This is a genomic window from Amorphoplanes digitatis (assembly GCF_014205335.1).
GTDB lineage: Bacteria > Actinomycetota > Actinomycetes > Mycobacteriales > Micromonosporaceae > Actinoplanes > Actinoplanes digitatus.
This window is the reverse complement of record NZ_JACHNH010000001.1, coordinates 8932988-8955209: the sequence shown is the minus strand read 5'-3', so window position 1 is coordinate 8955209 and position 22222 is coordinate 8932988. Positions and strand designations below refer to the sequence as shown.

Annotated in this window: 21 protein-coding genes and 1 pseudogene; 20 read left to right on the top strand and 2 right to left on the bottom strand. The window is 70.9% G+C overall.

Annotation, left to right across the window (positions count from 1 at the left end; genetic code table 11):
- Positions 1–32: 32 nt before the first annotated feature.
- From BJ971_RS39630 to BJ971_RS39610, 5 genes and pseudogenes are all read left to right on the top strand, one after another.
- A complete protein-coding gene (locus BJ971_RS39630; protein WP_184998394.1) occupies positions 33–416 on the top strand; it encodes a DUF485 domain-containing protein in 384 nt (127 codons plus the stop codon).
- Complete coding sequence (locus BJ971_RS39625) at positions 413–2053, top strand: sodium/solute symporter (RefSeq protein WP_184998393.1); 1641 nt, start codon at positions 413–415, stop codon at positions 2051–2053. Before BJ971_RS39630 ends, BJ971_RS39625 begins: the two co-directional genes overlap by 4 nt.
- A gap of 97 nt (positions 2054–2150) precedes the next feature.
- On the top strand, positions 2151–3140 hold the full coding sequence (locus BJ971_RS39620; protein WP_184998392.1) for an SCO2207 family protein: 990 nt from the start codon (positions 2151–2153) through the stop codon (positions 3138–3140).
- A gap of 86 nt (positions 3141–3226) precedes the next feature.
- Complete coding sequence (locus BJ971_RS39615; RefSeq protein WP_184998391.1) at positions 3227–4003, top strand: ABC transporter ATP-binding protein; 777 nt, start codon at positions 3227–3229, stop codon at positions 4001–4003.
- Positions 3994–5593: pseudogene (locus tag BJ971_RS39610) on the top strand (ABC transporter permease). The gene BJ971_RS39615 and the pseudogene BJ971_RS39610 overlap by 10 nt, the downstream one beginning before the upstream one ends.
- Here BJ971_RS39610 and trpS read toward each other — a convergent pair.
- Complete coding sequence (gene trpS / locus BJ971_RS39605; protein ID WP_184998390.1) at positions 5587–6612, bottom strand: tryptophan--tRNA ligase; 1026 nt, start codon at positions 6610–6612, stop codon at positions 5587–5589. The pseudogene BJ971_RS39610 and the gene trpS overlap by 7 nt on opposite strands.
- 155 nt (positions 6613–6767) lie before the next feature.
- Here trpS and BJ971_RS39600 point away from each other — a divergent pair, with 155 nt between their 5' ends.
- The 10 genes from BJ971_RS39600 to BJ971_RS39555 all read left to right on the top strand — a co-directional run bounded on the left by BJ971_RS39600 (position 6768) and on the right by BJ971_RS39555 (position 16969).
- Entirely contained in the window at positions 6768–7307 is a 540-nt protein-coding gene (locus BJ971_RS39600; protein WP_184998389.1) for a flavin reductase family protein, read from the top strand.
- A gap of 110 nt (positions 7308–7417) precedes the next feature.
- On the top strand, positions 7418–7792 hold the full coding sequence (locus BJ971_RS39595) for a DUF485 domain-containing protein (protein ID WP_184998388.1): 375 nt from the start codon (positions 7418–7420) through the stop codon (positions 7790–7792).
- Positions 7792–9468, top strand: coding sequence for a monocarboxylic acid transporter (locus tag BJ971_RS39590; protein ID WP_184998387.1), 1677 nt, complete (start codon positions 7792–7794; stop codon positions 9466–9468). Before BJ971_RS39595 ends, BJ971_RS39590 begins: the two co-directional genes overlap by 1 nt.
- Before the next feature lie 70 nt (positions 9469–9538).
- Positions 9539–10504 carry an NAD-dependent epimerase/dehydratase family protein gene (locus tag BJ971_RS39585; RefSeq protein ID WP_184998386.1) on the top strand — a complete coding sequence of 322 codons (966 nt, stop codon included), beginning with the start codon at positions 9539–9541 and terminating at the stop codon, positions 10502–10504.
- 110 nt (positions 10505–10614) lie between these two features.
- Positions 10615–11889 carry an LCP family protein gene (locus BJ971_RS39580; protein ID WP_239087760.1) on the top strand — a complete coding sequence of 425 codons (1275 nt, stop codon included), beginning with the start codon at positions 10615–10617 and terminating at the stop codon, positions 11887–11889.
- A gap of 163 nt (positions 11890–12052) precedes the next feature.
- Complete coding sequence (locus BJ971_RS39575) at positions 12053–13243, top strand: LCP family protein (RefSeq protein ID WP_184998385.1); 1191 nt, start codon at positions 12053–12055, stop codon at positions 13241–13243.
- Positions 13244–13258: 15 nt separating this feature from the next.
- Positions 13259–13594 carry a rhodanese-like domain-containing protein gene (locus tag BJ971_RS39570; RefSeq protein ID WP_184998384.1) on the top strand — a complete coding sequence of 112 codons (336 nt, stop codon included), beginning with the start codon at positions 13259–13261 and terminating at the stop codon, positions 13592–13594.
- On the top strand, positions 13591–14388 hold the full coding sequence (locus BJ971_RS39565; RefSeq protein ID WP_184998383.1) for a glycerophosphodiester phosphodiesterase: 798 nt from the start codon (positions 13591–13593) through the stop codon (positions 14386–14388). Before BJ971_RS39570 ends, BJ971_RS39565 begins: the two co-directional genes overlap by 4 nt.
- Before the next feature lie 85 nt (positions 14389–14473).
- The gene (locus tag BJ971_RS39560) at positions 14474–15922 is read left to right on the top strand and encodes a sensor histidine kinase (RefSeq protein WP_184998382.1); all 1449 of its coding nucleotides are present in this window, start codon (positions 14474–14476) and stop codon (positions 15920–15922) included.
- A 162-nt stretch (positions 15923–16084) separates the two neighbouring features.
- Positions 16085–16969 (top strand): DUF5926 family protein, encoded by an 885-nt coding sequence (locus tag BJ971_RS39555; RefSeq protein ID WP_184998381.1) that lies wholly within the window; start codon positions 16085–16087, stop codon positions 16967–16969.
- A 149-nt stretch (positions 16970–17118) separates the two neighbouring features.
- Here BJ971_RS39555 and BJ971_RS39550 read toward each other — a convergent pair whose 3' ends face one another.
- Complete coding sequence (locus BJ971_RS39550) at positions 17119–18321, bottom strand: arginine deiminase (RefSeq protein ID WP_184998380.1); 1203 nt, start codon at positions 18319–18321, stop codon at positions 17119–17121.
- Between the two features lie 327 nt (positions 18322–18648).
- Here BJ971_RS39550 and BJ971_RS39545 point away from each other — a divergent pair, with 327 nt between their 5' ends.
- The 5 genes from BJ971_RS39545 (at position 18649) to pheA (ending at position 22185) form a co-directional block, all read left to right on the top strand.
- Positions 18649–19383, top strand: coding sequence for a hypothetical protein (locus tag BJ971_RS39545; protein WP_184998379.1), 735 nt, complete (start codon positions 18649–18651; stop codon positions 19381–19383).
- 148 nt (positions 19384–19531) lie between these two features.
- Entirely contained in the window at positions 19532–20002 is a 471-nt protein-coding gene (locus tag BJ971_RS39540) for a hypothetical protein (RefSeq protein ID WP_184998378.1), read from the top strand.
- 74 nt (positions 20003–20076) lie between these two features.
- Positions 20077–20466, top strand: coding sequence for an ACT domain-containing protein (locus BJ971_RS39535; RefSeq protein ID WP_184998377.1), 390 nt, complete (start codon positions 20077–20079; stop codon positions 20464–20466).
- Between the two features lie 67 nt (positions 20467–20533).
- Positions 20534–21202, top strand: coding sequence for a hypothetical protein (locus BJ971_RS39530; protein WP_184998376.1), 669 nt, complete (start codon positions 20534–20536; stop codon positions 21200–21202).
- Between the two features lie 26 nt (positions 21203–21228).
- Positions 21229–22185 (top strand): prephenate dehydratase, encoded by a 957-nt coding sequence (gene pheA / locus BJ971_RS39525; protein WP_184998375.1) that lies wholly within the window; start codon positions 21229–21231, stop codon positions 22183–22185.
- The last annotated feature ends 37 nt before the right edge of the window (positions 22186–22222 follow it).

Here is a 22222-nt window from a genome sequence, read left to right as displayed (position 1 = left end):
ACAATGGACACGCGTCGGCGAGACTGCCGGGCATGGACGGCGAAGCGAAGCCCCCGAGGACCCGGGTGGTCCTCGGGGAGGTAGCGGCTCGCCGCCCACCGGCGGATCGCGCCAAGGTGGACCTCGCGGAGCAGACCCCGGTGGGCGAGGCCCTGGTCAAGGGCCTGGTCCGGGCCCAGCTCGCCCTGGCACTGCGGCTCTCGCTGGTGGTGGTGGCGGGCCTCGGCGCCCTGCCGCTGCTCTTCGCCGTCGCCCCGGCGGTCGGCAAGGCCAAGGTCTTCGGCGCCAACCTGCCCTGGGTGCTGCTCGGCGTGCTCTCGTTCCCGTTCCTCGTCGGCGTCGGCGTCGCGTACGTCCGCTGGGCCGAACGGAACGAGCAGGACTTCGCCGCCGTGATCAACAGGCCGGAAGCGTGAACCCGTACGTCATTCCGGGGCTGATCCTGGTCACCGCGATCACGATCGGCATCGGCGCGTACGGGCTGCGGTTCGCCCGGACCACCTCGGACTTCCTGGTCGCCTCCCGGTCGGTCAGCCCCACCTGGAACGCCGCCGCGATCGGCGGCGAATACCTCTCCGCGGCCTCATTCCTCGGCGTGGCCGGCCTGATCCTGCGCTACGGCGTCGACGTCCTCTGGTACCCGGTGGGCTTCGCCGCCGGCTACCTGGCCCTGCTGCTCTTCGTCGCCGCACCGCTGCGGCGTTCCGGCGCGTTCACCCTGCCCGACTTCTGCCAGGTGCGGCTCCGGTCGCCGCTGCTGCGCCGGCTCGCGACCGTGTTCGTCATCTTCATCGGCTGCCTCTACCTCGTACCCCAGTTGCAGGGCGCCGGCCTGACCTTCGCCACGCTCACCGGCGGCCGGTACGAGTGGGGTGCGCTGCTCGTCGGGATCATCGTGACGGCCAACGTCGCCCTCGGCGGCATGCGCGCCATCACCTTCGTGCAGGCCTTCCAGTACTGGCTCAAGCTGACCGCTCTGGCCGTACCGGTGATCTTCCTGATCCTGCAATGGCAGGCGGACGGACGCCCGGCAGTGACACCGCCGGCCGGCCCGGCCTTCTCGACCACCACCACCGTGACGTTCTCCGAGGCGGCGACCCTCACCCTGCCGGACGGCTCGCACGAACGAGTCGAGGCCGGCGAGGAGCGGACGTTCGCCGCGGGTGAGCCGGTGCCGGAGGTCAGCTCCGTCGACGATCGCCGGGGCACGGACTGGCTGCTGCCGGGCGACGGCGCGACGCTGTTCGCCACCTACTCGCTGATCCTGGCCACGTTCCTCGGCACCATGGGCCTGCCGCACGTGCTGGTCCGCTTCTACACCAACCCGGACGGCGCCTCGGCGCGGCGCACGACCCTCGTCGTGCTCGGGCTGGTCGGCCTCTTCTATCTCCTGCCGACCATGTACGGCGTGCTCGGCCGCGTCTACACGCCGCAGCTGTTGATGACCGGCCGGACCGACGCCGTGGTGCTGCTCCTGCCCGAGGCGGCGCTCGGCGGCGGCCACCTTGGCCAGTTCCTCGGCGCGCTGGTCACGGCCGGCGCGCTCGCCGCGTTCCTCTCCACCTCGTCCGGGCTGCTGACCAGCGTCGCCGGGGTGGTCTTCACCGACGTGCTGCACGCCGATCGCGGCGGCGGCTCGGTGCGCGACTTCCGGCTCGCCACGGTGCTGGCCGCGCTCCTGCCGATGGCGTTGTCCATCTCCGTGGCGAACATGGACGTCTCGCGGGTCGTCGGGCTCGCCTTCGCGGTCGCCGCGTCGAGCTTCTGCCCGTTGCTGGTGCTCGGCATCTGGTGGCGCGGGCTCACCGACGTCGGCGCGGTCGCCGGCATCCTGGCGGGCGGCGGCGCGGCGATGGGCGCGGTGTTGTTCACCGTCCTGGGGCCGCCGCTCAGCGGCTGGCCCGCACAGCTCGTCGGGCAGCCCGCGGCCTGGACCGTGCCGCTCGCCTTCCTGGTCATGGTGCTCGGGTCGCTGATGACCCGGCGACGGCTGCCGGGCGACATCGGCGCCACCATGCTGCGCCTTCACGCTCCGGAGTCGCTACAACCATAAATATATTTAAGGAGACTTTCCTGAACCCTCCACGGCGCGGGCCCCGTAGCTATCGGTGCTGCAACGGGGCAGTTCGACTAGCGCTAAGGAGCGGTGCATGTACCGGAAGAGCAAGATCAGCGGGCGGACTCGGAAACTGCTGATCGGCGTCGCCGCGGCGGCACTGGCCGGCGGGGCATTCGCGGTCAGCACGGGTCTGAGCAGCGCCGGTGAGAACTGCGCCGGCCTCGACCAGGCGCTGAAGAACAACCTGGACTTCATCGCCGAACAGCAGCCCGGCGGGAAAGCCCGGGACGCGCTCTCCGACGCACGCATCGCGAACCGCCAGGCGGTAGTCGACCTGATCAACCAGCGCCGCGCGGCGGCCGGCTGCACCGGCAACGTCCAGGCCCAGCCCCCTGCCGCCAAGCCGCCGGCGCAGGCACCCGCCAAGCCGCCCGCGCAGGCACCCGCCAACCCGCCCGCGGCCGGCAACGCCGGCACCGGCACCGGCACCGGCGAGGTCGTCTGCAAGGGCTCGACCGTCACCCTGTCCGGCGAGGGCGGCGCGCCCGCCGCGTCCAGCGGCACGTTCCCGATCGGAACGACCCTCAAGGTCACCAACCTGGACAACAACAAGAGCATCACCGTCAAGGTGGCGACCACCTCCGGCAGCTGCGTGCTGCTCAACAACGCAGCCTTCGAGGGAGTCCGCGAGGCGGGCAAGTTCCTCATCCGGCGCGCCGTCATCGAGCGGGTGGGCGCGGCCGCCAACCCGCCCGCGGCCACCAAGCCGCCGGCGGCTGCCAACCCGCCCGCGGCCGGCAACGCCGGCAATGGCAACGCCGGTACCGGCACCGGCGAGGTCGTCTGCAAGGGCTCGACCGTCACCCTGTCCGGCGAGGGCGGCGCGCCCGCCGCGTCCAGCGGCACGTTCCCGATCGGAACGACCCTCAAGGTCACCAACCTGGACAACAACAAGAGCATCACCGTCAAGGTGGCGACCACCTCCGGCAGCTGCGTGCTGCTCAACAACGCAGCCTTCGAGGGAGTCCGCGAGGCGGGCAAGTTCCTCATCCGGCGCGCCGTGATCGAACGGGTGGGGTGAACGGGGGTCCACCCGTTCCCGAAGTGAAAGTGGCCCGGACCGCCCTGGGGGTGGCCGGGCCACTTACTTGCCGTTAGGTTCTTCGCATGACCGTCCCCGACCAGCGCACGAGCCCGGAACCGGCGCTCGCGTTGCGGGGTCTCGTCAAGCATTTCGACACAAAACTGGCGGTTGCCGGCATCGACCTCGAGGTGCCCGCCGGCTCGTTCTTCGGGCTGCTCGGCCCGAACGGCGCCGGCAAGACCACCACTCTGTCCATGGCGGTCGGCCTGCTGCGGCCCACCGCCGGTCAGGCCGCCATCCTCGGACACGACGTGTGGGCCGACCCGGTCGCCGCGAAGGCCCGGATCGGCGTGCTGCCCGACGGCGTACGCCTCTTCGACCGGCTCACCGGCACGGAGTTGCTCGCCTACCACGGGTTACTGCGCGGGATGGACGCCGACGTCGTCAACCGGCGGTCCGCCGAGTTGCTGGACGTGCTCGCCCTCGGCGCCGACAACCGCACCCTGGTCGTCGACTACTCCGCCGGCATGAAGAAGAAGATCGGCCTGGCCTGCGCGATGCTGCACGCGCCCCGGCTGCTGGTGCTGGACGAGCCGTTCGAGGCGGTCGACCCGGTGTCGGCCGCGCTGATCCGCGACATCCTCCAGCGGTACGTGTCGGGCGGCGGCACCGTCGTCTTCTCCAGCCACGTGATGGCGGTGGTCGAGCGGCTCTGCACCCACGTCGCGATCATGGCCGACGGCACGATCCGGCTGCGCGGCTCGCTCGCCGAGGTGCGCGGCGAGCGGTCGCTCGAGGACGTCTTCGTCGAGGTCGTCGGCGGCCGCACCGCGACCGGCTCGGAACTCGCGTGGCTGTAGGCGTCCGGCACTTCGTCAAACTGAAACTCCGCATCACCGCCAACGGCCTGCGCGGCCAGGGCTGGCGCTGCGCCCTCTTCGTGTTCGGGGCGGTGATGGCGGCGTGCGCGGCCGTCGGCGGGTACGCGATGCTGGCCATCCCCGGCCTGCTGGACGACCAGCGTGCCGCCGAGACCGTCCTGCCGTTGGCCGGCGCGGCCGTGATGCTCAGCTGGCTGTTCCTGCCGCTGGTGTTCTTCGGCGTGGACGAGTCGCTCGATCCGGCCCGCTTCGCCCTGCTGCCGCTGCGCCACCGCACGCTGATCGGCGGCCTGTTCGCGGCCTCGCTGGTGGGCCTGCCGGCGGCCGCGACCCTGGTCGGCACCCTCGGCATGGTCGACACCGCGGCCCGGCTCGGCGGACCGGTCGCCGCCGGCGTCCAGCTCGTCGGCGTCGCCGCCGGGCTGCTGCTCTGCGTCGCGATCAGCCGGGCCCTGACCAGCGCGTTCGCCACCGCCCTTCGCTCGCGGCGTGCCCGGGACCTGGCGACGGTGCTGCTCGCCGTCCTCGCGGCGCTGGTCGGCCCGCTGCAACTGGCCGCGGCCACCGGCGCCGGGAACGCGGTACTGGGCCGGCCTCGCCCGGGTCGCCGACGTCGTCGCCTGGACGCCGTTCGGCGCGCCGTACACCCTGGGTCTGGACATTGTGGCCGGCCGGGCCTGGGCCGTGCCGATCAAGCTGGTGATGGTCCTCGGGGTGCTCCTGCTCCTGCTCCGGTGGTGGTCCGCGACGCTCGAGGGCGCGATGCTCGGTGCGGTCGGCCACTCCGGCCCGCGCGAGCGGGCCGCGTCGGGGCGCGAGCCGGTCGCCCAGCTCGTGCCGCGCTGGCTGCCGCACAACCGGTTCGGCGCGCTGACCGCCCGCGAGGTGCGCTACTGGTGGCGCGACAGCCGGCGGCGGGCCAGCCTCATCACGTTCGGCGTGGTCGGCTTCTTCCTGCCGGTGTTCATCGCCGTGAGCAGCGATTCCGCCGGCACGCCGACCACCATCCTCGTCGTCGTCGGCGCGCTCGCCGCGGCGAGCCTGGCGAACCAGTTCGGCTTCGACGGCAGCGCATACGCGGCAAACGTCGTGGCCGGCGTCCCCGGCCGGGTCGAGCTGGCCGCGCGGGTCACCGGCCTCTCCGTGTACGTGCTCCCGGCGCTGCCGGCCATCGCCCTGATCGTCGGGTCCGTGGTCGGCGAACCGGAAGCAATCCCGTCGGTGATCGGCATGCTCGCCGCCGCGTACGGGGTGGGCCTCGCCCTGGTCCTGCCGATCTCGGTCCGCCTCGCGTACGCGCTGCCGGACGCCGCCAACCCGTTCGCCCTGTCCTCCGGCGGCGGCACCGCGAAGGGCCTGCTCAGCCTCGGCGCCCTGTTCGGCGCGATGATCATCACCGTGCCGCTACAGCTCGCCGCCGGCCTGGCCGAGGACTTCTGGCGCTGGGCCGGCCTGCCCCTCGGCCTGCTGTACGGCGGCGGCGCCCTGCTGCTCGGGCTCCGCCTGACCGGCTCACTGCTGGACCGGCGGATGCCCGAACTGCTGGCGACGGTCACCGCCCGTCAGTAGCGGGTGCCCATCGCCTCCCGCACCTCACCCAGGGTCCGCTCCGCGACGACGTTCGCCCGCGCGTTGCCGGCCCGCAGCACCTCCCGGATGAGCCCGGGCTCCCGCGCGTACGCGGCCCGCCGGGCCCGCATGGGCGCCAGGAACTCGTTCGCGGCGTCGGTGACCGTGCGCTTCAGCGCGGCGGCACCGGCGTCCCCGATCTCCGCGGCGACGTCGTGCAGATCCCGGTCGAGGCAGAGCGCGGCGAGCTGCACCAGCCCCGACACCCCCGGCCGCGCCACCGGGTCGTAGGTGATGCGCCGGTCCGCGTCGGTCTTCGCCGCCCTGATCAGCCGCGCCGTCTCGTCCGCCGAGGCGGAGATGGCGATGGCGTTGCCCCGGCTCTTGCTCATCTTGGTGCCGTCGGTGCCGAGCAGCAGCGGCGCGACGCCGAGCAGCGCCTCCGGCACGGGAAAGACCGGCCCGTACCGCTCGTTGAAGCGCCGGGCGACGGTACGCGTGACCTCCACGTGCGGCAGCTGGTCCCGCCCGACCGGCACGAGGTTGCCCTTGCAGAACAGGATGTCGGCGGCCTGATGCACCGGATAGGTGAACATGAGCCCGCTGACCGCGCGCTGCCGCGAGTGCGCGATCTCGTCCTTGACGGTCGGATTGCGCTGTAGCTCGGGCACGCTGACCAGGCTGAGAAACGGCAGCAGCAGCTGATTGAGCGCGGGAACGGCGCTGTGCGTGAAGATCGTGGCCCGGTCCGGGTCCAGCCCGACGGCGAGATAGTCGAGTATCAGCCCGTCGACGGTCTCGCCCAGCCGCTCGGCGACGTCCCGGTCGGTCAGCACCTGATAGTCGGCGACGATCACGAACAGGTCGACGCCGGCGCGTTGCAGCCGTACCCGATTGCGCAGCGTGCCGAAGTAGTGCCCGAGATGCAGCGGGCCGGTGGGCCGGTCCCCGGTCAGCACCCGGAAGTCGCCGGGCCGGTCGGCGATGCGGTCCTCGAGGCTCAGCGCCAGTGCGGTCATCTCTGTCTCCTCAGGTCGATGGACGCCCCGGGAACAAAGAACGGGCCGTCCGATGGGACGGCCCGCGCGCGATGAAGGCAGCCGTCTCTAGGACGGCCACCAACCCTGCACACGAACGCTGATCACGAGCCGAATTCTACCGCTCAGCGGGCAGAATGCTTCGTGTGAATCCTGTCGAGCCCGGCGCGCACATCTACTCCGGCGATCCGTTCGCCACCCCGGAGCAGGACAGGTCCGCCGTGCGGCGGCTGCGGGGGCGGCTCGCCTCGCCGGTCTCGCTGTGGACCGTGCCCGGGCCGTCCGGGCTCACCGTCTCGTCCGTGCTCGTCGCCGACGGTGAACCCGGGCGGGTGCTCGGGCTGGTCGACGAGGAGAGCGACTTCTGGGACGCACTCTCGGTCGCGAAGCGCTTCGCCGTCACCCCGCTCGGCGTCGCCGATCAGCAACTCGCCGACCGGTTCGCCGGGCTCATGCCCTCGCCCGGCGGTCTGTTCGCCCTCGGCGACTGGATCGAGACCGACTTCGGGCCGGTACCGGCCGGCGCCGGAACCTGGGCCGGGTGCAGGCTGGACGGCGAGCGGCAGTACGGGTGGGGCCTGCTCGTCGAGGCCACCATCGAGTCGATCCACCTCGACGAGTCGCCGTCGGCGCCCCTGCTGCATTTCCGCGGCCGGTACCGGGGCCTCGACCGGTAAGCGCAACAGGGCAGCCACTCGGCGCACCCGCTGACCAGCGGTCAGTGACGGCCGCCACCTCTTCGTACCGTGCGGAAAAAGACCCGCCCCCACGAAGGTGGTGAGCCACGTTGACAACCGAAGCGACCCCGACCGAGAAGTATCTCGAGGTCCAGCAGTCGGACGAGTTCGTCCGACTACGCCGCAGGCTGCGTAACTTCATCTTCCCGACGACGATCGCGTTCTTCCTCTGGTACGCGCTCTACGTCCTGCTGTCCGCGTACGCCCGGGACTTCATGTCCATAAAGATCATCGGGAACATCAACGTCGCGCTGCTGCTCGGTCTCCTGCAGTTCGTCTCGACGTTCGTGATCGCCTGGTACTACTCCCGCTTCGCGGCGAGGGAGATCGACCCGATCGCCGACAAGATCCGCGGAGAGATGTCGGCCGCCGCCGTGACCCCGGACGCCGGGGACACCGAGACGAAGCCGGAGGCGGCCAAGTAATGGAGAGCCACTCGCTTCTGGCTGCCGAGGCCTCCACCTCGACGAGCCGCACCCTGACCATCACGCTCTTCCTGGTCTTCGTCGCCATCACCCTGGGTATCACGGTCTGGGCGAGCCGGCAGACCAAGACGGCGACGGACTACTACGCCGGCGGCCGGTCGTTCTCCGGCTTCCAGAACGGCATGGCGATCGGCGGCGACTACATGTCGGCCGCGTCGTTCCTCGGCATCGCCGGCCTCATCGCCCTCTACGGCTACGACGGCTTCCTCTACTCGATCGGCTTCCTGGTCGCCTGGCTCGTCGCGCTGCTGCTGGTCGCGGAGTTCCTGCGCAACTCGGGCCGGTACACGATGGCCGACGTCCTCGCGTTCCGGATGCGCCAGCGCCCGGTACGCACCGCGGCGTCCGTCTCCACCATCGTCGTGTCGATCTTCTACCTGATCGCTCAGATGGTCGGCGCCGGAGCCCTGGTCAGCCTGCTGTTGGGCATCAAGCCCGGCGCCACGTTCCTGGGCATGGACGCCGACACCGCCAAGGTCGCGACGATCATCCTGGTCGGCGCGCTGATGATCGTGTACGTGGTGGTCGGTGGCATGAAGGGCACCACCTACGTGCAGATCGTCAAGGCGTTCATGCTGATGTCGGGCGCCCTGATCATGACCTTGCTGGTGCTGGCGCACTACAAGTTCAACCTGTCGTCCCTGCTCGGCGACGCCGCCGAACAGTCCGGCAAGGGCGCCGCGTTCCTGGAACCGGGCCTGCGGTACGGCGTCGAGTCCGCCGACGCCGCGAAGACCTTCTACAGCAAGATGGACCTGCTCTCGCTCGGCATCGCCCTGGTGCTGGGCACGGCCGGCCTGCCGCACATCCTGACCCGGTTCTACACCGTTCCGACCAGCAAGATCGCCCGCAAGAGCGTGCTCTGGGCGATCGGCATCATCGGCACCTTCTACCTGTTCACCCTGGCGCTGGGCTTCGGCGCGGCGGCCCTGGTCGGCAGCAAGGCGATCACCGAGCAGGACAAGGCGGGCAACACGGCCGCACCGCAGCTCGCCCAGGCGCTCGGCATCGACTACCTGGGTGGCGAGACCGGCGGCGCGGTGCTGCTGGCGATCATCGCGGCGGTCGCGTTCGCCACGATCCTCGCGGTGGTGGCCGGCCTGACCCTGGCGTCCTCGTCGAGCGTCGCGCACGACTTCTACGCCAGCGTCATCAAACGGGGGCAGGCGTCGGAGCGTGACGAGGTGCGGGTCGCGCGGATCGCGGCGTTCGGGATCGGCGCGGTCGCGATCGTGCTGTCGATCTTCGCGCAGAGCCTGAACGTCGCGTTCCTGGTGGCGCTCGCGTTCGCGGTGGCGGCCTCGGGCAACCTGCCGGCGATCCTGTACAGCCTGTTCTGGAAGGGTTTCAACACCTCCGGAGCGCTGTGGGCCATCTATGGCGGTCTGACCTCCGCCGTGGTGCTGGTGTTCTTCTCGCCCGTCGTCTCCGGTTCCCCGACGGCGATGTTCCCCGACAGTGACTGGCACTGGTTCCCGCTGAACAACCCGGGCATCATCTCGATCCCGTTCGGCTTCCTGTGCGGATACCTCGGCGCGAAGATCTCCAAGGAGTCCGACCCGAACAAGTACGCCGAGCTCGAGGTCCGTTCGGTGACGGGCTACGGAGCCCACTGAACGGAAGTGGAACGAGGAGGGGCCGATGTGCGAATTCGCGCGTCGGCCCCTCTCCCTTAGAGTGGCCAACATGTCAGTGCAGCAGCGGTACGGCGCAGGTCATCGGATCCTCATCAGCGGCGGCGCCGGGTTCGTGCCGTCACACGTGGTTGATGCCCTCATCGACCGGGGCTGCACGGTTGTCGCGATCGACAACTTCGTCACGGGCGCCCGGGACAACGTCGCGCACCTGGCGGCCGAGCCCCGCTTCACGCTCATCGAGGCCGACATCACCGAGGGCCTGCCCGCGCACCCGGCGCTGGCCGAGCGCTTCGACGCGGTAATGCACATGGCCTCGCCGGCCAGCCCCACCGACTTCGCCAAGCTGCCGATCGAGATCCTCAAGGTCGGTTCGCAGGGCACGATGACCATGCTCGACCGGGCCCTGGCGGACGCGGCCCGCTTCCTGATGGCCTCCACCTCCGAGGCGTACGGCGACCCGCTCGTGCACCCGCAGCCGGAGAGCTACTGGGGCAACGTCAACCCGATCGGCGTACGCGCGGTCTACGACGAGTCGAAGCGGTTCTCCGAGGCCGCGACGATGGCGTACCACCGCTTCCACGGGCTCTCGACGGCGATCGTGCGCATCTTCAACACCTACGGCCCGCGGATGCGGCCCGACGACGGCCGGGCCATCCCGACCTTCATCGACCAGGCCCTGCGCGGCGCGCCGATCACCGTGCACGGCACCGGTTCGCAGACCCGCTCGATCACCTACGTCGACGACCTGGTCCGCGGCATCCTGCTGCTGCTCGACTCGAACGAGACCGGCCCGATCAACTGCGGCACCGAGCACGAGCTGACAATGCTCGAGCTGGCCGAGCTGATCGTGCGCCTCTGCGGCAGCGACTCGAGGATCGACCTGGTCGCGCGCACGGCCGACGACCCGGAGAAGCGCCGCCCCGACCTCACGCTGGCCCGCAATCTGCTCGGCTACGAGCCGCGGGTGGGGCCGGAGGACGGCCTGCGCCGGACGATCGACTTCTTCAAAGCGTGAGCAATTAGACACTGTAGTGAACGTTTCACAAGCAGTAATTGCCTCCTCCCTTCGTGCCGCACCGATGTCGGTGCACGCTTTGCCTGGTTCGAGGTACGTAATCTGAAGTCATGTCTGCGACCACGTCCCCCTGGGGTAGCTCGTCCGGCCGGGCTTCGGTGTCGGGTTCGGTGAGCACGCCGGGCTTCATGAGCCGGGCCTCCGTGCCCGGACCGGGCCGCGACGGGGCGGGCCGGCCCACGTCGGGCCGCGCGGGTGTGCCCGGCGCGCGCAACGATCGTCAGGGCGGCGGCTGGCGGCCGCAGGGCCCCGGTGGACCCGGTGGCCCGCCGTACGGCCCGGGGGGCAACCGCCCCGGCCGGCCGTACAAGGGCAAGCGCAAGCCGCGCTGGGGACGGATCGCACTGGTGGTGGCCGCGGTGGTCGCCGCCGGCGCCCTGTTCGCCGGCTTCTCGCTGTACGGCTACGCGAACAACCTCAACGACGACCTCAAGCGCACCGACGCGTTCTCGGACATCACCGGCGGCCGCCCGGCCAAGACGGTGGACGGCGCGATCAACATCCTGCTGGTCGGCAGCGACTCGCGAGACCCGGACGCGACCAAGGAAGACACCAACGCCTGGCGCGCGGACACGCTGATCGTGATGCACATCCCGGCCGACCACAAGTCCGCTCAGCTGGTCTCGATCCCGCGTGACCTGTGGGTGCAGATCCCGTCGGGCAACTCGGCCGATTGCAGCAGCGGCAGCCGCGCCAAGATCAATGCGGCGTTCGCCTTCGGCGGCCTGCCGCGCGCCGTACGCACCGTCGAGTGCATGACCGACGTGCACCTTGATCACGTGCTGGCAATCGACTTCGGCGGCTTCAAGGAGGTCACCGACGCGCTCGGCGGCGTGGACCTGAAGGTGGAGCAGAGCATCACCTCGATCCACAAGCCGTTCCGCAAGTTCAAGAAGGGCACCATGCACATGGACGGTGCCCAGGCGCTCGACTGGATCCGGCAGCGCAAGCAGTTCGCCCGCGGCGACTTCGCCCGCATGCAGCACCAGCAGGAGTTCCTGAAGGCGCTGATGGACAAGGCGGCCAGCTCGGGCACGCTGAGCAACCCGGCCAAGCTGAACAGCTTCCTCAAGGCGACCACCAGCGCCATCACCGCCGACCAGGACTTCTCGCTGACCGACATGGCGCTGCAGTTCCGCAGCCTGCGCGGCGAGAACCTCACGTTCATCACCAGCCCCAACCTGGGCAGTCAGACCATCGCCGGACAGAGCGTCGTGGTCTCCGACCGGGAGAAGGCACTGGCTTTGTACAAGGCTGTCGCTGCCGACAAGATGGATGAGTGGATGACGTCGACCAAGCCGCCGTCGAGCCAGGCCGGCGGCTGACACCCTCGGCAATCGGGCAAACGGCACGGGTCGGCGATAACCGCCGACCCGTGTCCTAAATAAACACTGTGCGTCATTGATCTGAAACCGACAAGGCCTCGCGGTTGATCCAAGTTGAACGTACAGTGATTTCCGCCCCGATGCCGAAACGCTTGGAGACCGCATGACCGTCCAGACCCCCCGACGTGCTTCGTCGATGGATCGGGACGCCGCAACGGCCCCCAAGCGCACCGATCGTCCGGTTTCGGCCGCGCAGACCGGTAAGAAAAAGAAGAAGGACCCGGTCTGGGCGAAGCTCACCGTCGTCCTCGGCGCGCTCCTGATGATGGGCAGCGGGGCCGGCATCGTCGGCACCAAGTGGATGGTCAGCAGCACCAACAGCGCGGTCACCCAGGAGAACCTGCTCGGCGACACCAAGAAGGGCGCCGCCGAGGGCGGTAGCGACCTCAACGGCCCGATCGACCTGCTGCTGATGGGCGTTGACGCGCGCAAGCGCTGGGCGGTCGACGAGCTGCACGCCGACACGATCATCATCCTGCACATCCCGGCGAGCCACGACCAGGCATACCTGGTCTCGATCCCGCGCGACACCGAGGTGGACGTCCCCGCCTTCCCGAAGGCCAGGTACCCGGGCGGCAAGGCGAAGGCCACCGAGGCGTTCTTCCACGGCGCGCAGAACGGCGGCGGATGGGCCGGCGGCGCGCAGCTCATGGCGCAGACGCTGAAGAACGCGACGGGCATCAGCTTCGACGGCGCGGCGATCATCGACTTCAACGGCTTCAAGGGCGTCATCGACAGCCTCAACGGCGTGAAGATGTGCGTCGACCAGCGGGTCAAGTCGCACCACATGGTCACGGTCGACGGCAAGCCGATGTACCTGGCCGAGGCCCGCAAGACCGGCAAGACCCAGACCCCGATCTACCACGAGAAGGGCTGCCGGGACATGGAGGGCTGGGAGGCCCTTGACTTCGCCCGCCAGCGCTACGGCCTCACCCACGGCGACTACGACCGCCAGCGCCACCAGCAGCAGCTGATCAAGGCGATGGCCAAGAAGGCCAGCACCAGCGGCGTCCTCACCAACCCGGTAAAGATCAATTCGCTGATCAAGTCGGCCGGTCAGGCGTTCGTGCTGGACACCGGCGGCGTGCCGGTTGCCGACTTCATCTTCACCCTCAAGGGTGTCGCCGCGAACGACCTGGTGCTGCTGCGCAGCAACAACGGCACGTTCGCCGGCAACGGCAGCGGCCGCGAGACCATCACCGAGAAGAGCCGGGCGATGTACCGGGCCGTCAAGCAGGACAAGCTGGCCGACTTCATCATCAGCAACCCGGACGTCGTGGCCAAGGAGAAGTAGCTCTACCCTGGATGCGTGTTCGGACCACAGGTACCCAGCGTGACGCCGCCCCAGGTTGAGGCCTCGGCCTACCTGCTCGATGTGCGGGAGCCCGACGAGTGGGCGGCCGGGCATGCGCCCGACGCTCACCACCTGCCGATGATGGAGGTCCCGGCCCGCATCGCCGAGATCCCCCAGGAGACCGAGGTCGTGGTGGTGTGCCGCTCCGGCGGGCGCTCCGGCCAGGTGGTGTCCTACCTGATGGGCAACGGCTGGGACAACGTGCGCAATCTCGACGGCGGCATGCAGGCGTGGGCCGGCGACGGCCGCGATGTCGTCAGCGAGAACGGTCAGCCGCCCCGCATCCTGTGAGCCACGACCGCCCGCTGGTCTTCGCCCACCGCGGTGGCGCGGAGGCCCTTCCCGAGCACACCCTCGCCGCGTACCTCCGTGCGCTGGACGAGGGTGCCGACGGCGTGGAGTGCGACGTCCGGCTGACCCGCGACGGGCATCTGGTCTGCGTGCACGACCGGCGGCTCAACCGGACCAGCAACGGCACCGGCCTGGTGAGCGCGAAGACCCTCGCCGAACTGGAGGCGCTGGACTTCGCCTCGTGGCACCCCGCCGCGGCCACCGAGGACCTGTCGGCGGAGCACACCCGGCTGCTCACCCTGGAGCGGCTGCTCGACGCGCTGCGTGACCGCGGCCGCCCGGTCCGGCTACTCATCGAGACCAAACACCCATCACGGTACGGCGCGGAGGTCGAACGCCGCCTGGTGGAGATGTTGCGCCGGTACGGGCTGGCCGAGCCGGCGCCGGATGATCCGATCCGGGTGACGGTCATGTCCTTCGCAGCGCTCGCGCTGCGCCGGATCCGCACGATGGCGCCCGGCATCCCCACGGTCTACCTCATGGAGATACTGCCGCCGGGGGTCGGGCGGGGACGGCTGCCCTTCGGCGCGAGGATCGCCGGGCCCGGGGTCGGCCTGGTCCGGGCGCGACCGAATCTGGTACCGAACCTGCGCGCGGCCGGCCACGGTGTCTATGTCTGGACGGTCAACGGGGATGAGGACGTAAGTCTCGTGCTGGCGCACCAGGTCGACGGGATCATCACGGATCGCCCGCGGTTCGTGCTGGACCGCCTCGAGAAGGTGCCACCGGTGTGACACGGACCACTCTTGGCCCGGTTGGCAGCAAGATCCACACCAACCGCTCTGCCCAAAACGCCTGAAGCGAGGCAGACTCGCAGACATGCCGGATCGACCCGACTACGCCGCGCTGACGCGAGGACAGATCGCGCTGCTCGACCGGATCAACTCCGGCGAGGCCGGTCTGGCCGTCCTCACCCAGCTCGTCCGGCTCGCACAGGACGTCCTCGGCGGCCGCGGCGCCGGTTTCGCCGAATACAGCCCCGGCCACGGCCGGGTCATCGCCGCCAGCGGCGGCTGCGAACACGCGCTCGGCCTCCGGGTCGAGCGCGACGACGCCCGGCTCCGGGAGGGCCCGCGCACCCTGCTCGTCCCGATCACCTCCCTCGACGAGGAGTTCGCCGGCGAGATCGAGGGCGGTGACCGGATCCTCGGTACGCGGTGCGAGACCGGCGGCCTGATCGTCGGCTTCCTGTACGTCTCCTACAGCGGTGACGACCCCGACCCGACCACCGAGCACCACGCGGTGCTCGAGCTGCTCGCCGCCAACATCGGCCACATGTACGGCGACCAGGCCGGCCTCCCGGTGCACGGCGACGGCCCGGTGGTGGCCGCACTCTCCGACGGGCTGGCGATCATCGACCGCCACGGCGTCGTGCAGCTCTGGAACCCGGCGGCCGAGCAGCTGACCGGCCGCAGCGCCGCCGAGATGCTCCAGCGCGAGCTGCACCTGCCGGTCCCGCCGCCCGGACAGGTACTCGTGCACCGGCTGCCCTCCGGCCGCTGGCTCAAGGTCACCGCCGGGGACCTGCCGGGCACCCCGGCCATGCGGGTGGTGACCTTCCGCGACTCCACCGACCAGGACCGCCGCCACGAGGACCGCGACCTGTTCGTCGCGGTGACCAGCCACGAGCTGCGCACCCCGGTCACGGTGATCAAGGGATACGCCGACACCCTCACCAATCACTGGGACTCCCTCGGCGAGGACGGCCGCCAGGAGGCCGTACGCGTCATCGGCGCCCGGGCCGGCGAGCTCGCCCGGCTGGTCGACCGGCTGCTCTCCGCGACCAGCGACGACGGCGAGGTCGGCGGCTCGGCCGCCGGGCCGTTCGATCTGGTCGACGGCCTGCGGGCCGCGGCCCGCAACCTCCCCGCCGACCTGCACCGCCGCCTGATTCTGGACCGGCTGCCGGCCGAGCTGCCGAAGGCGTTCGGCGACCGCGACTCGCTCGCCACGATCCTCACCGAGCTGGCCACCAACGCGGACCGGTATTCGGCGCCGGACACCGAGGTCGAGGTGACCGCGGCCGCCGACGACACGACGGTGACCTTCCGGGTCGCGGACCGCGGCATCGGCGTCAAGCCCGAGCACGTCGAGCGGGCCTTCGAGCGCTACTGGCAGGGCGAGTCGGCCGACCGGGGCCGCAACCCGGGCGCCGGGCTCGGCCTCTACCTGGTACGGCGCATCGTCGAGCGGCAGAACGGCTGGGTCTCGCTGCGCCCCCGCGAGGGCGGCGGGACGGTCGCCGAGGTCCGGCTGCCGCGGGCCTGACCGAGATATGTGTGAGCAATTTTCAACCTGGCCACGGGCCAGCGGTGTCCGGGCCGTCGATCTGCGCCGGGCGCTGCCGCCCGGGCCACGTTGAAAAAGGCTCAATCGACACGGACCCACGGAGTGCCCGGATCGACCGGTAACCGCCTAGGCTGGTTCGCCGTGAGCAAGCGTCGAAACCCGAAAGCCACCGCGAACGCGGCCCCCAAGCGCCAGAAGGTGCGCGACATCTTCGTCGCCCGACCCTTCGAGAGCCTGGCCGACGAACCCGAATGGATCGCGCTGCGCGAGCTGGTTCCGGCCGCCTCCGCGCCGCTGGCCCTCAAGCCCGAGATCATCGAGGAGTACGGGGACCGCCCCGTCACGCTCTCGACGGTCCTGCCGATGGCCTGGCCCGCGATGGCCCGCCAGGACGGCCAGGTCTTCGTCGGCCTCCAGCGGCACGTGCAGTCCGGCGACGTCTCCCGCGACATCGCCGTGGCGATCCTGTGCGCGCTCAAGACCGAGCCCGGCGGCACCGTTGCCGTACCCGCGCTGCCCGGCGAGGGCCCGCGCCTCCAGGACATCCTGGTGGACGGCGCGCTGGATGTCACGATGCACGAGGGTTTCGAGTACTGGCTCGACGCCGAGCAGGCCGAGGACGCGAACGTGAAGGCGTCGCTCGAGCGGGCCAACGCGTCGATCTACCCGACCGTGCGGCTCGGCCAGCCGGCCGCGTACTGGTGCCGGGTGCAGCCGGACAAGTCGCACGTGCGGTGGGTGCTCCCGCAGGACGAGGACACCGCGCTGGACGCGCTGGCCCGCCTCTCCGCCGGCGGCGACCTGCTGCTCGGCGAGAACACCAAGTTCGCCGGCATGTTCCGCGCGCACGGCCTGCTCGTCCCGGTCTGGGATGTGCCGGGCGAGCCGGAGGGCGTGGACTTCGAGGCCCCGCTGAGCGACTTCGCCAAGCGCTACACGGACATCCTCGCCGAGACGGGCCCGCTGGACGCCGCCGGACGGCGCGCCAAGCAGGGACTCGTGGGACGGCAGCTCACCCTGCGGTAGGTAGGCAGCCCGCGCGTCGCCGGCGAACCGGCGGCGCGCGCGGTGCGGGCCGCGTGCATGCCGTGCCTCTGGCGGTCCACGCCGTGCCTCCGTTGGTTCACGCCGGGCCTCCGCCGGGCCTCCGCCGGGCCTCTGGTGGTCCGCGCCGGCTAGAGCGGCACCCGTTCGATCGGGCAGCTCATGCATCGCGGGCCACCGCGGCCGGAGCCCAGCTCCGAGCCGCTGATCGCGATGACCTCGATGCCGGCGCGCTCCAGCTGTGCGTTGGTCTCCACGTTGCGCTCGTAGGCCACGCAGAGCCGGGGCGCGATCGCCAGCGTGTTGTTGCCGTCGTCCCACTGCTCCCGCTCGGCCGTGACCGGGTCGAGGCCCGTGTCGATGATGCGCAGCCGGTCGATGCCCATCGCCTCCGCCGCCGCGTCCAGGAACGGCCGGGACGGCCCCACCACCGGCTCGCCGTCGTATCCGGGCGTCACCGGGTACGCCCGCAGGGTGTCCGCGATGTTGGGATACATGACCACGGCGTCGACGTCGACCATCGTGCAGACCGTGTCGAGGTGCATCGTGGCGCGCTCCTGCGCGATCGGCACGGCCAGGATGGTGTCGGCCAGCCCCGCCGCGAAGACCCGCCGGGCCAGCCGCTCGGCACCGGCCGGGGTGGTGCGCTCGCCGACGCCGATCGCCAGCACGTTCGGCGCGAGCAACAACACGTCGCCGCCCTCGACGTGTTCGAGCCCCGGCTCGTAGAGCAGCTTGGTGCCCGCGAAGCGCGGATGGTGGGTGTAGATCGCCCGGGTCAGCGTGGTCTCGCGGTCGCGGGCCGGCATGGCGAGGCTGGTCACGGCCACCCGGTCGCGCACCCAGACCGAGGAGTCCCGGGTGAAGAGCAGGTTGGGCAGCGGGTCGATGACGAAGTCGTGTCGGTCCATGAGCTCATAGACCAGCCCGCCCATCCGGCCCGGGCCCGGCTTGATCTCCTCGTGCGCGAGGCCACCCATCAGCGTCCGGGCGAGCTCGGGCGGGCCGAGGTCGGCGAGATGCGCACCGACCCGGTCCCGCAGGGAGTCGCCCAGCCGCGGGTCCGCCAGGACGCTGTCGGTCAGCACCGCGCGCGCCTCGGCAACGGCGAGCGTCTGCTCGAGCAGCTCGCCCAGGTAGAGGACCTCCACGCCGCGATCGCGCAGGGCCGCGGCGAACCGGTCGTGCTCCTCCTGCGCGCGTCCGACCCAGGGGATGGCGTCGAACAGCAGCGAGTCGTTGTTGCGTGGGGTCAGCCTGGCAAGCTCGGCGCCCGGCCGGTGCAGCATGACCGTGGCGAGCCGGCTCACTTCGCTGTCGACGTAGTGGACCACGGGTCGAGCCTAGGTGCTGGGGGCCGATCAGGCGCGGGACCCGAGGCAGACCGCACGCCCCGCAGCCGTCATGTGACTTTGAGCTCTTGATTTTGAGACAACGCTGCGCGATCAAGGTAGGTAAGGCTAACTTGGCGGGGACGTTTCGGATTCCAGGGGAGCCCTAGGTCGCGTGATGCACCATACGGAAAAAGAACTATTGCGTGAATGCGGCATTCATCCCTACTCATTCCGCTTTCTTTCCGTTTCGATGACTTGCTTGAGTACCGGGTCCAACACTTACCGTAGTGGAAAGAGAGCCCGATGGACCTTTTGCCGGAGGTCGCAGTGACTGTCTTCCCAGCACGTCCCGCCCTGCCCATCTCATCTCGCAGCTATCCCCCCGCCATCGACCCCCGACGTGCGGCACCACCCGCGGCCCTCGAGCCCCGCCAGAGTCCCGTCGAGTGGGCCCGCCGTCGCCGCGCGGAGCGGGAGGCCCGCCGCCTCGAAGCGGCCGGCGCCCGGGCACTCACCCGCCTCGACCGCCTCGGGCCCGCCTGGCACGTCGTCGACTGGCCCCGCACCGACTCGCACGGCTACGAACACGACCCCAGCGACGACCGCGCCGGGTTCCTCGCCATCGGCCCCGGTGGCATCTACGCCGTCACCGTCGCCGACCACGGCCGGGCCCGGGTGCTCATCGCGGGAGACGTCGTGCAGATCAACGGGAAGCGCCCGGCGTACGTCGCCGAGGCCCGCCGGGACGCCAAGCGCGCCGGCCGGGCCATGAGCTCCGCCGTCGGCCTGAGCGTGCCCGTCACCCCCGTGCTGGCGTTCGTCGGCTCGGGCGTGATCAGCGTGCACGGCCTCCCGAAGGACTGCCTCGTGGCCACCCACAAGGAGCTCGACCGGCTGCTGATCGCCGGCGGCGCCAGAATTTCACCCGCGACGGCGAGTAAACTGTCGGCGGTGGCACAGCGCTCCGCGACCTGGGCAAACGCGCCCTATCGGCCCGCTGGCGACTACCGGTGGCACGCGAGCGGCCAAACGGCCGCTGACAAGCGGGCGACCCGCCGGTAACGTTTCTTCCGGAGCACCGCTTGCCGTCGAGGGTTGACGTGAGCAACACCGGCCGGACACTCGAGGAGTCGAGGCTTAAGCTTCGGACCCGAGCAAGTCCGGCCGGAGTCAGGTCCGGCCGACGGCACGGATGATGAGGGAGGTGCGGGTGGCGCACGTCGAGCTCTCACTCTCGGGAGCGTTTGTGCCGCAGGCGCGTACGCCGGACGAGTCCGAGTTCGTCTCGAGCGTCGACCGCTGGGCGGCGACGGTATGGCAGGCCGTGGAGCCCTGTCTGGTCATCGACTCGGCGTTCAGAATCGTGGCCGTTTCGCCCTCGGCGAGCGACCTGCTCGGCCTGGGCAAGGGGCTCGACGCGGTCGGACAGCCGCTGCTCGGCGGCGAGGGCGCGCTCCGGCTGATCGACTTCACGGCCGGCGGCGGCGACCTCACCGAGCAGGAGATCGAGAAGATCCCGCCGCTGCTCGCGCTCACCAGCGAGCGGCTGGCCCGCGGCCTCATGCGGGTCCAGCCGACGGACGAGGAGAGCCACCTGACGGTCGACGCCATCGCGGCGCCCCTGTCGGAGGCGGGCCGCGTGGTCGCGTCATTGACCTTTTTCTCGGCGATCCGTTACTAGTCACTCGTTCGTGTGGCGATCAACGCACCGGATACCCATTGGGATCGTGGGGTCTGGACCGTAGTGTTCCCACCATGCTCGACCTAGATCTGCTACCAGAGGAGTACGCGGTGTGCCGGCTGCCGGCCGGTTCCGCGCTGCCCGCCTCCCTGAGCAGCGGGCCGGACGTCAAGGGCGTCATCTCGGTGACCTGGGCACCCGACGAGCTCTCGATCATCTGCCCGGCCGACCGCGTGCCGGAGGATGCCACCGTCGAGGCGTCCTGGCGCTGCCTGCGGGTCGTCGGACCGCTGGACCTGGCGCTCACCGGGGTGCTGGCCTCGCTGGCCGGCCCGCTCGCCGAGGCCCGGGTGAACATCGTCGCGTTCTCGACCTACGACACGGACTACCTGCTGGTCCCGGCCGTTCGCCTCAGCGAGGCCCTGGACACGCTCACGGCGGTCGGGCACCGGATCGCCGCGTAGCCGCGGGCGCCGCATACGACCCGAATCGTGACGGTCGTCGATGCCGGGTCGCCATTACCATGTTCGCGTGCTCCGCAATGTCCGACGCCTCGCGGCCGCCCCGCGTACCAGGTCCGGCTCCGGCCGTCCGGCCGGCCCCGGCGCCGTAAGGGTTGTGCCGCTGCTGTCGGCCGCCGGGGTTCTCGCCTCGGTGCTGCTTCTCGCCGCCTGCGGGATGCCGCCGGAGCCCCCGCTCAGCGCGCCTCCCGAGGCGCCGGGCAACGGGTCGGCGGATGCCTCCTCGTTCCCGTCGCCGGGCGTCGTACCGGGCCTGCCGACCGCGCTGCCCACCGCCGGGGTGCCCACCTATCCGACCGCGGGCGTGCCGACCTATCCGACGGCCACGACCACGCCGGCGACGGTCACCACCACGCCAACGACGGTCCGGCCGTCGCCCGCCCCGAAGTGCGTGAACGGGCCGAGCGGGCAGCAGGTGCTCACGGCGGTCAAGGGCCGCCCGGGGGTGCCGGCGACCGAGCTGAAGGTCATCGACGGGCCGTTCTGCGCGAAGTCGTGGCAGTTCACGATCGTGCAGATCGCGGAGGCCGACTCGGACACCCCGGCCGAGCCCCTGCTGGTCGTCACCAAGGGCAGTCCCGCGACGATCAAGGTCATCGAGGCCGGCACCGACGTGTGCAGCATCAAGGTCCGCACCGAGGCGCCCACGGGCATCCGCGTGTGGGCCTGCGGGGCCTGAGGGTGCCGGGCCTTAAGGTGGGTGACATGCCGGGAACCCCGCCCACCCGTTTCGTCTACCTCGGCCCGGAAGGCACCTTCACCGAGCAGGCGCTGCGGACGATTCCCGCCGCCGAGCACGGCATCCGGACCCCCGCCCGCAGCGTGCCCGAGGCGCTCGAGGCGGTGCGCTCCGGCGACGCCGACGCGGCGCTGGTGCCCCTGGAGAACTCCGTCGGCGGGGCCGTGCCGGTCACCCTCGACGAGATCGGCACCGGCGACCCGCTGGTGATCACCCGCGAGGTCGTGCTCCCGGTGGAGTTCGTGCTCGCCGCGCCGCGGCCGCTGCCGCTACCCGAGATCCGCTCGGTGGCGGCGCACCCACAGGCATCGGCGCAGTGCCGCAACTGGCTGCTGGCGAACCTGCCCGATGCCGTCGTGGTCGACGTGCTGTCGAACGCGGCCGCGGCGATCAGCGCGGCGACGGGCGTTCACGACGCGGCGATCTGCGCGCCGATCGGGGTGCCGCGAAACGAGCTGACGGTGCTGGCGGACAAGATCGCCGACCACCCGGACGCGGTGACCCGCTTCGCGCTGCTGTCCCGCCCCGCGCCGCCGGGGCCGCCGACGGGCGACGACGTGACGTCGCTGGCGGTGATGATCGACCGCGACCGGGTCGGCGCCCTGCTGTCGGTGCTCACGGAGCTGGCGGTCCGCGGCATCAACCTGTCCCGCATCGAGTCGCGGCCGACCGGCGAGCAGCTCGGGGTCTACATCTTCTTCCTCGACTGCACGGGCCACGTGGCGGAGCCGCGGCTGGGCGAGGCGCTACAGGGGCTGCGGCGGATCTGCGCGGAAGTGCGTTTCCTCGGGTCCTACCCGCGGCATCGCTGGTCGAAGGCCGCCGCGGAGGCACCCCTGCCGTCGCAGCCGGGACTCACGGACGCGGACTTCGCCGACAGCGCCGCCTGGCTGTCCCGCCTTCGCTCCGGCCGACCCGACTGACCCGCCCGCCTTCGTTCCGGCCGGCCCGCCCCGGCAA

Excerpts from the sequence above, each read along its gene's own strand:
- BJ971_RS39630 (WP_184998394.1), top strand. The coding sequence starts at position 33 with ATGGACGGCGAAGCGAAGCCCCCGAGGACCCGGGTGGTCCTCGGGGAG.
- BJ971_RS39620 (WP_184998392.1), top strand. The coding sequence starts at position 2,151 with ATGTACCGGAAGAGCAAGATCAGCGGGCGGACTCGGAAACTGCTGATC.
- BJ971_RS39615 (WP_184998391.1), top strand. The coding sequence starts at position 3,227 with ATGACCGTCCCCGACCAGCGCACGAGCCCGGAACCGGCGCTCGCGTTG.
- trpS (WP_184998390.1), bottom strand. The coding sequence starts at position 6,612 with ATGACCGCACTGGCGCTGAGCCTCGAGGACCGCATCGCCGACCGGCCC.
- BJ971_RS39600 (WP_184998389.1), top strand. The coding sequence starts at position 6,768 with ATGCTTCGTGTGAATCCTGTCGAGCCCGGCGCGCACATCTACTCCGGC.
- BJ971_RS39590 (WP_184998387.1), top strand. The coding sequence starts at position 7,792 with ATGGAGAGCCACTCGCTTCTGGCTGCCGAGGCCTCCACCTCGACGAGC.
- BJ971_RS39585 (WP_184998386.1), top strand. The coding sequence starts at position 9,539 with ATGTCAGTGCAGCAGCGGTACGGCGCAGGTCATCGGATCCTCATCAGC.
- BJ971_RS39580 (WP_239087760.1), top strand. The coding sequence starts at position 10,615 with ATGTCTGCGACCACGTCCCCCTGGGGTAGCTCGTCCGGCCGGGCTTCG.
- BJ971_RS39575 (WP_184998385.1), top strand. The coding sequence starts at position 12,053 with ATGACCGTCCAGACCCCCCGACGTGCTTCGTCGATGGATCGGGACGCC.
- BJ971_RS39560 (WP_184998382.1), top strand. The coding sequence starts at position 14,474 with ATGCCGGATCGACCCGACTACGCCGCGCTGACGCGAGGACAGATCGCG.
- BJ971_RS39535 (WP_184998377.1), top strand. The coding sequence starts at position 20,077 with ATGCTCGACCTAGATCTGCTACCAGAGGAGTACGCGGTGTGCCGGCTG.
- pheA (WP_184998375.1), top strand. The coding sequence starts at position 21,229 with ATGCCGGGAACCCCGCCCACCCGTTTCGTCTACCTCGGCCCGGAAGGC.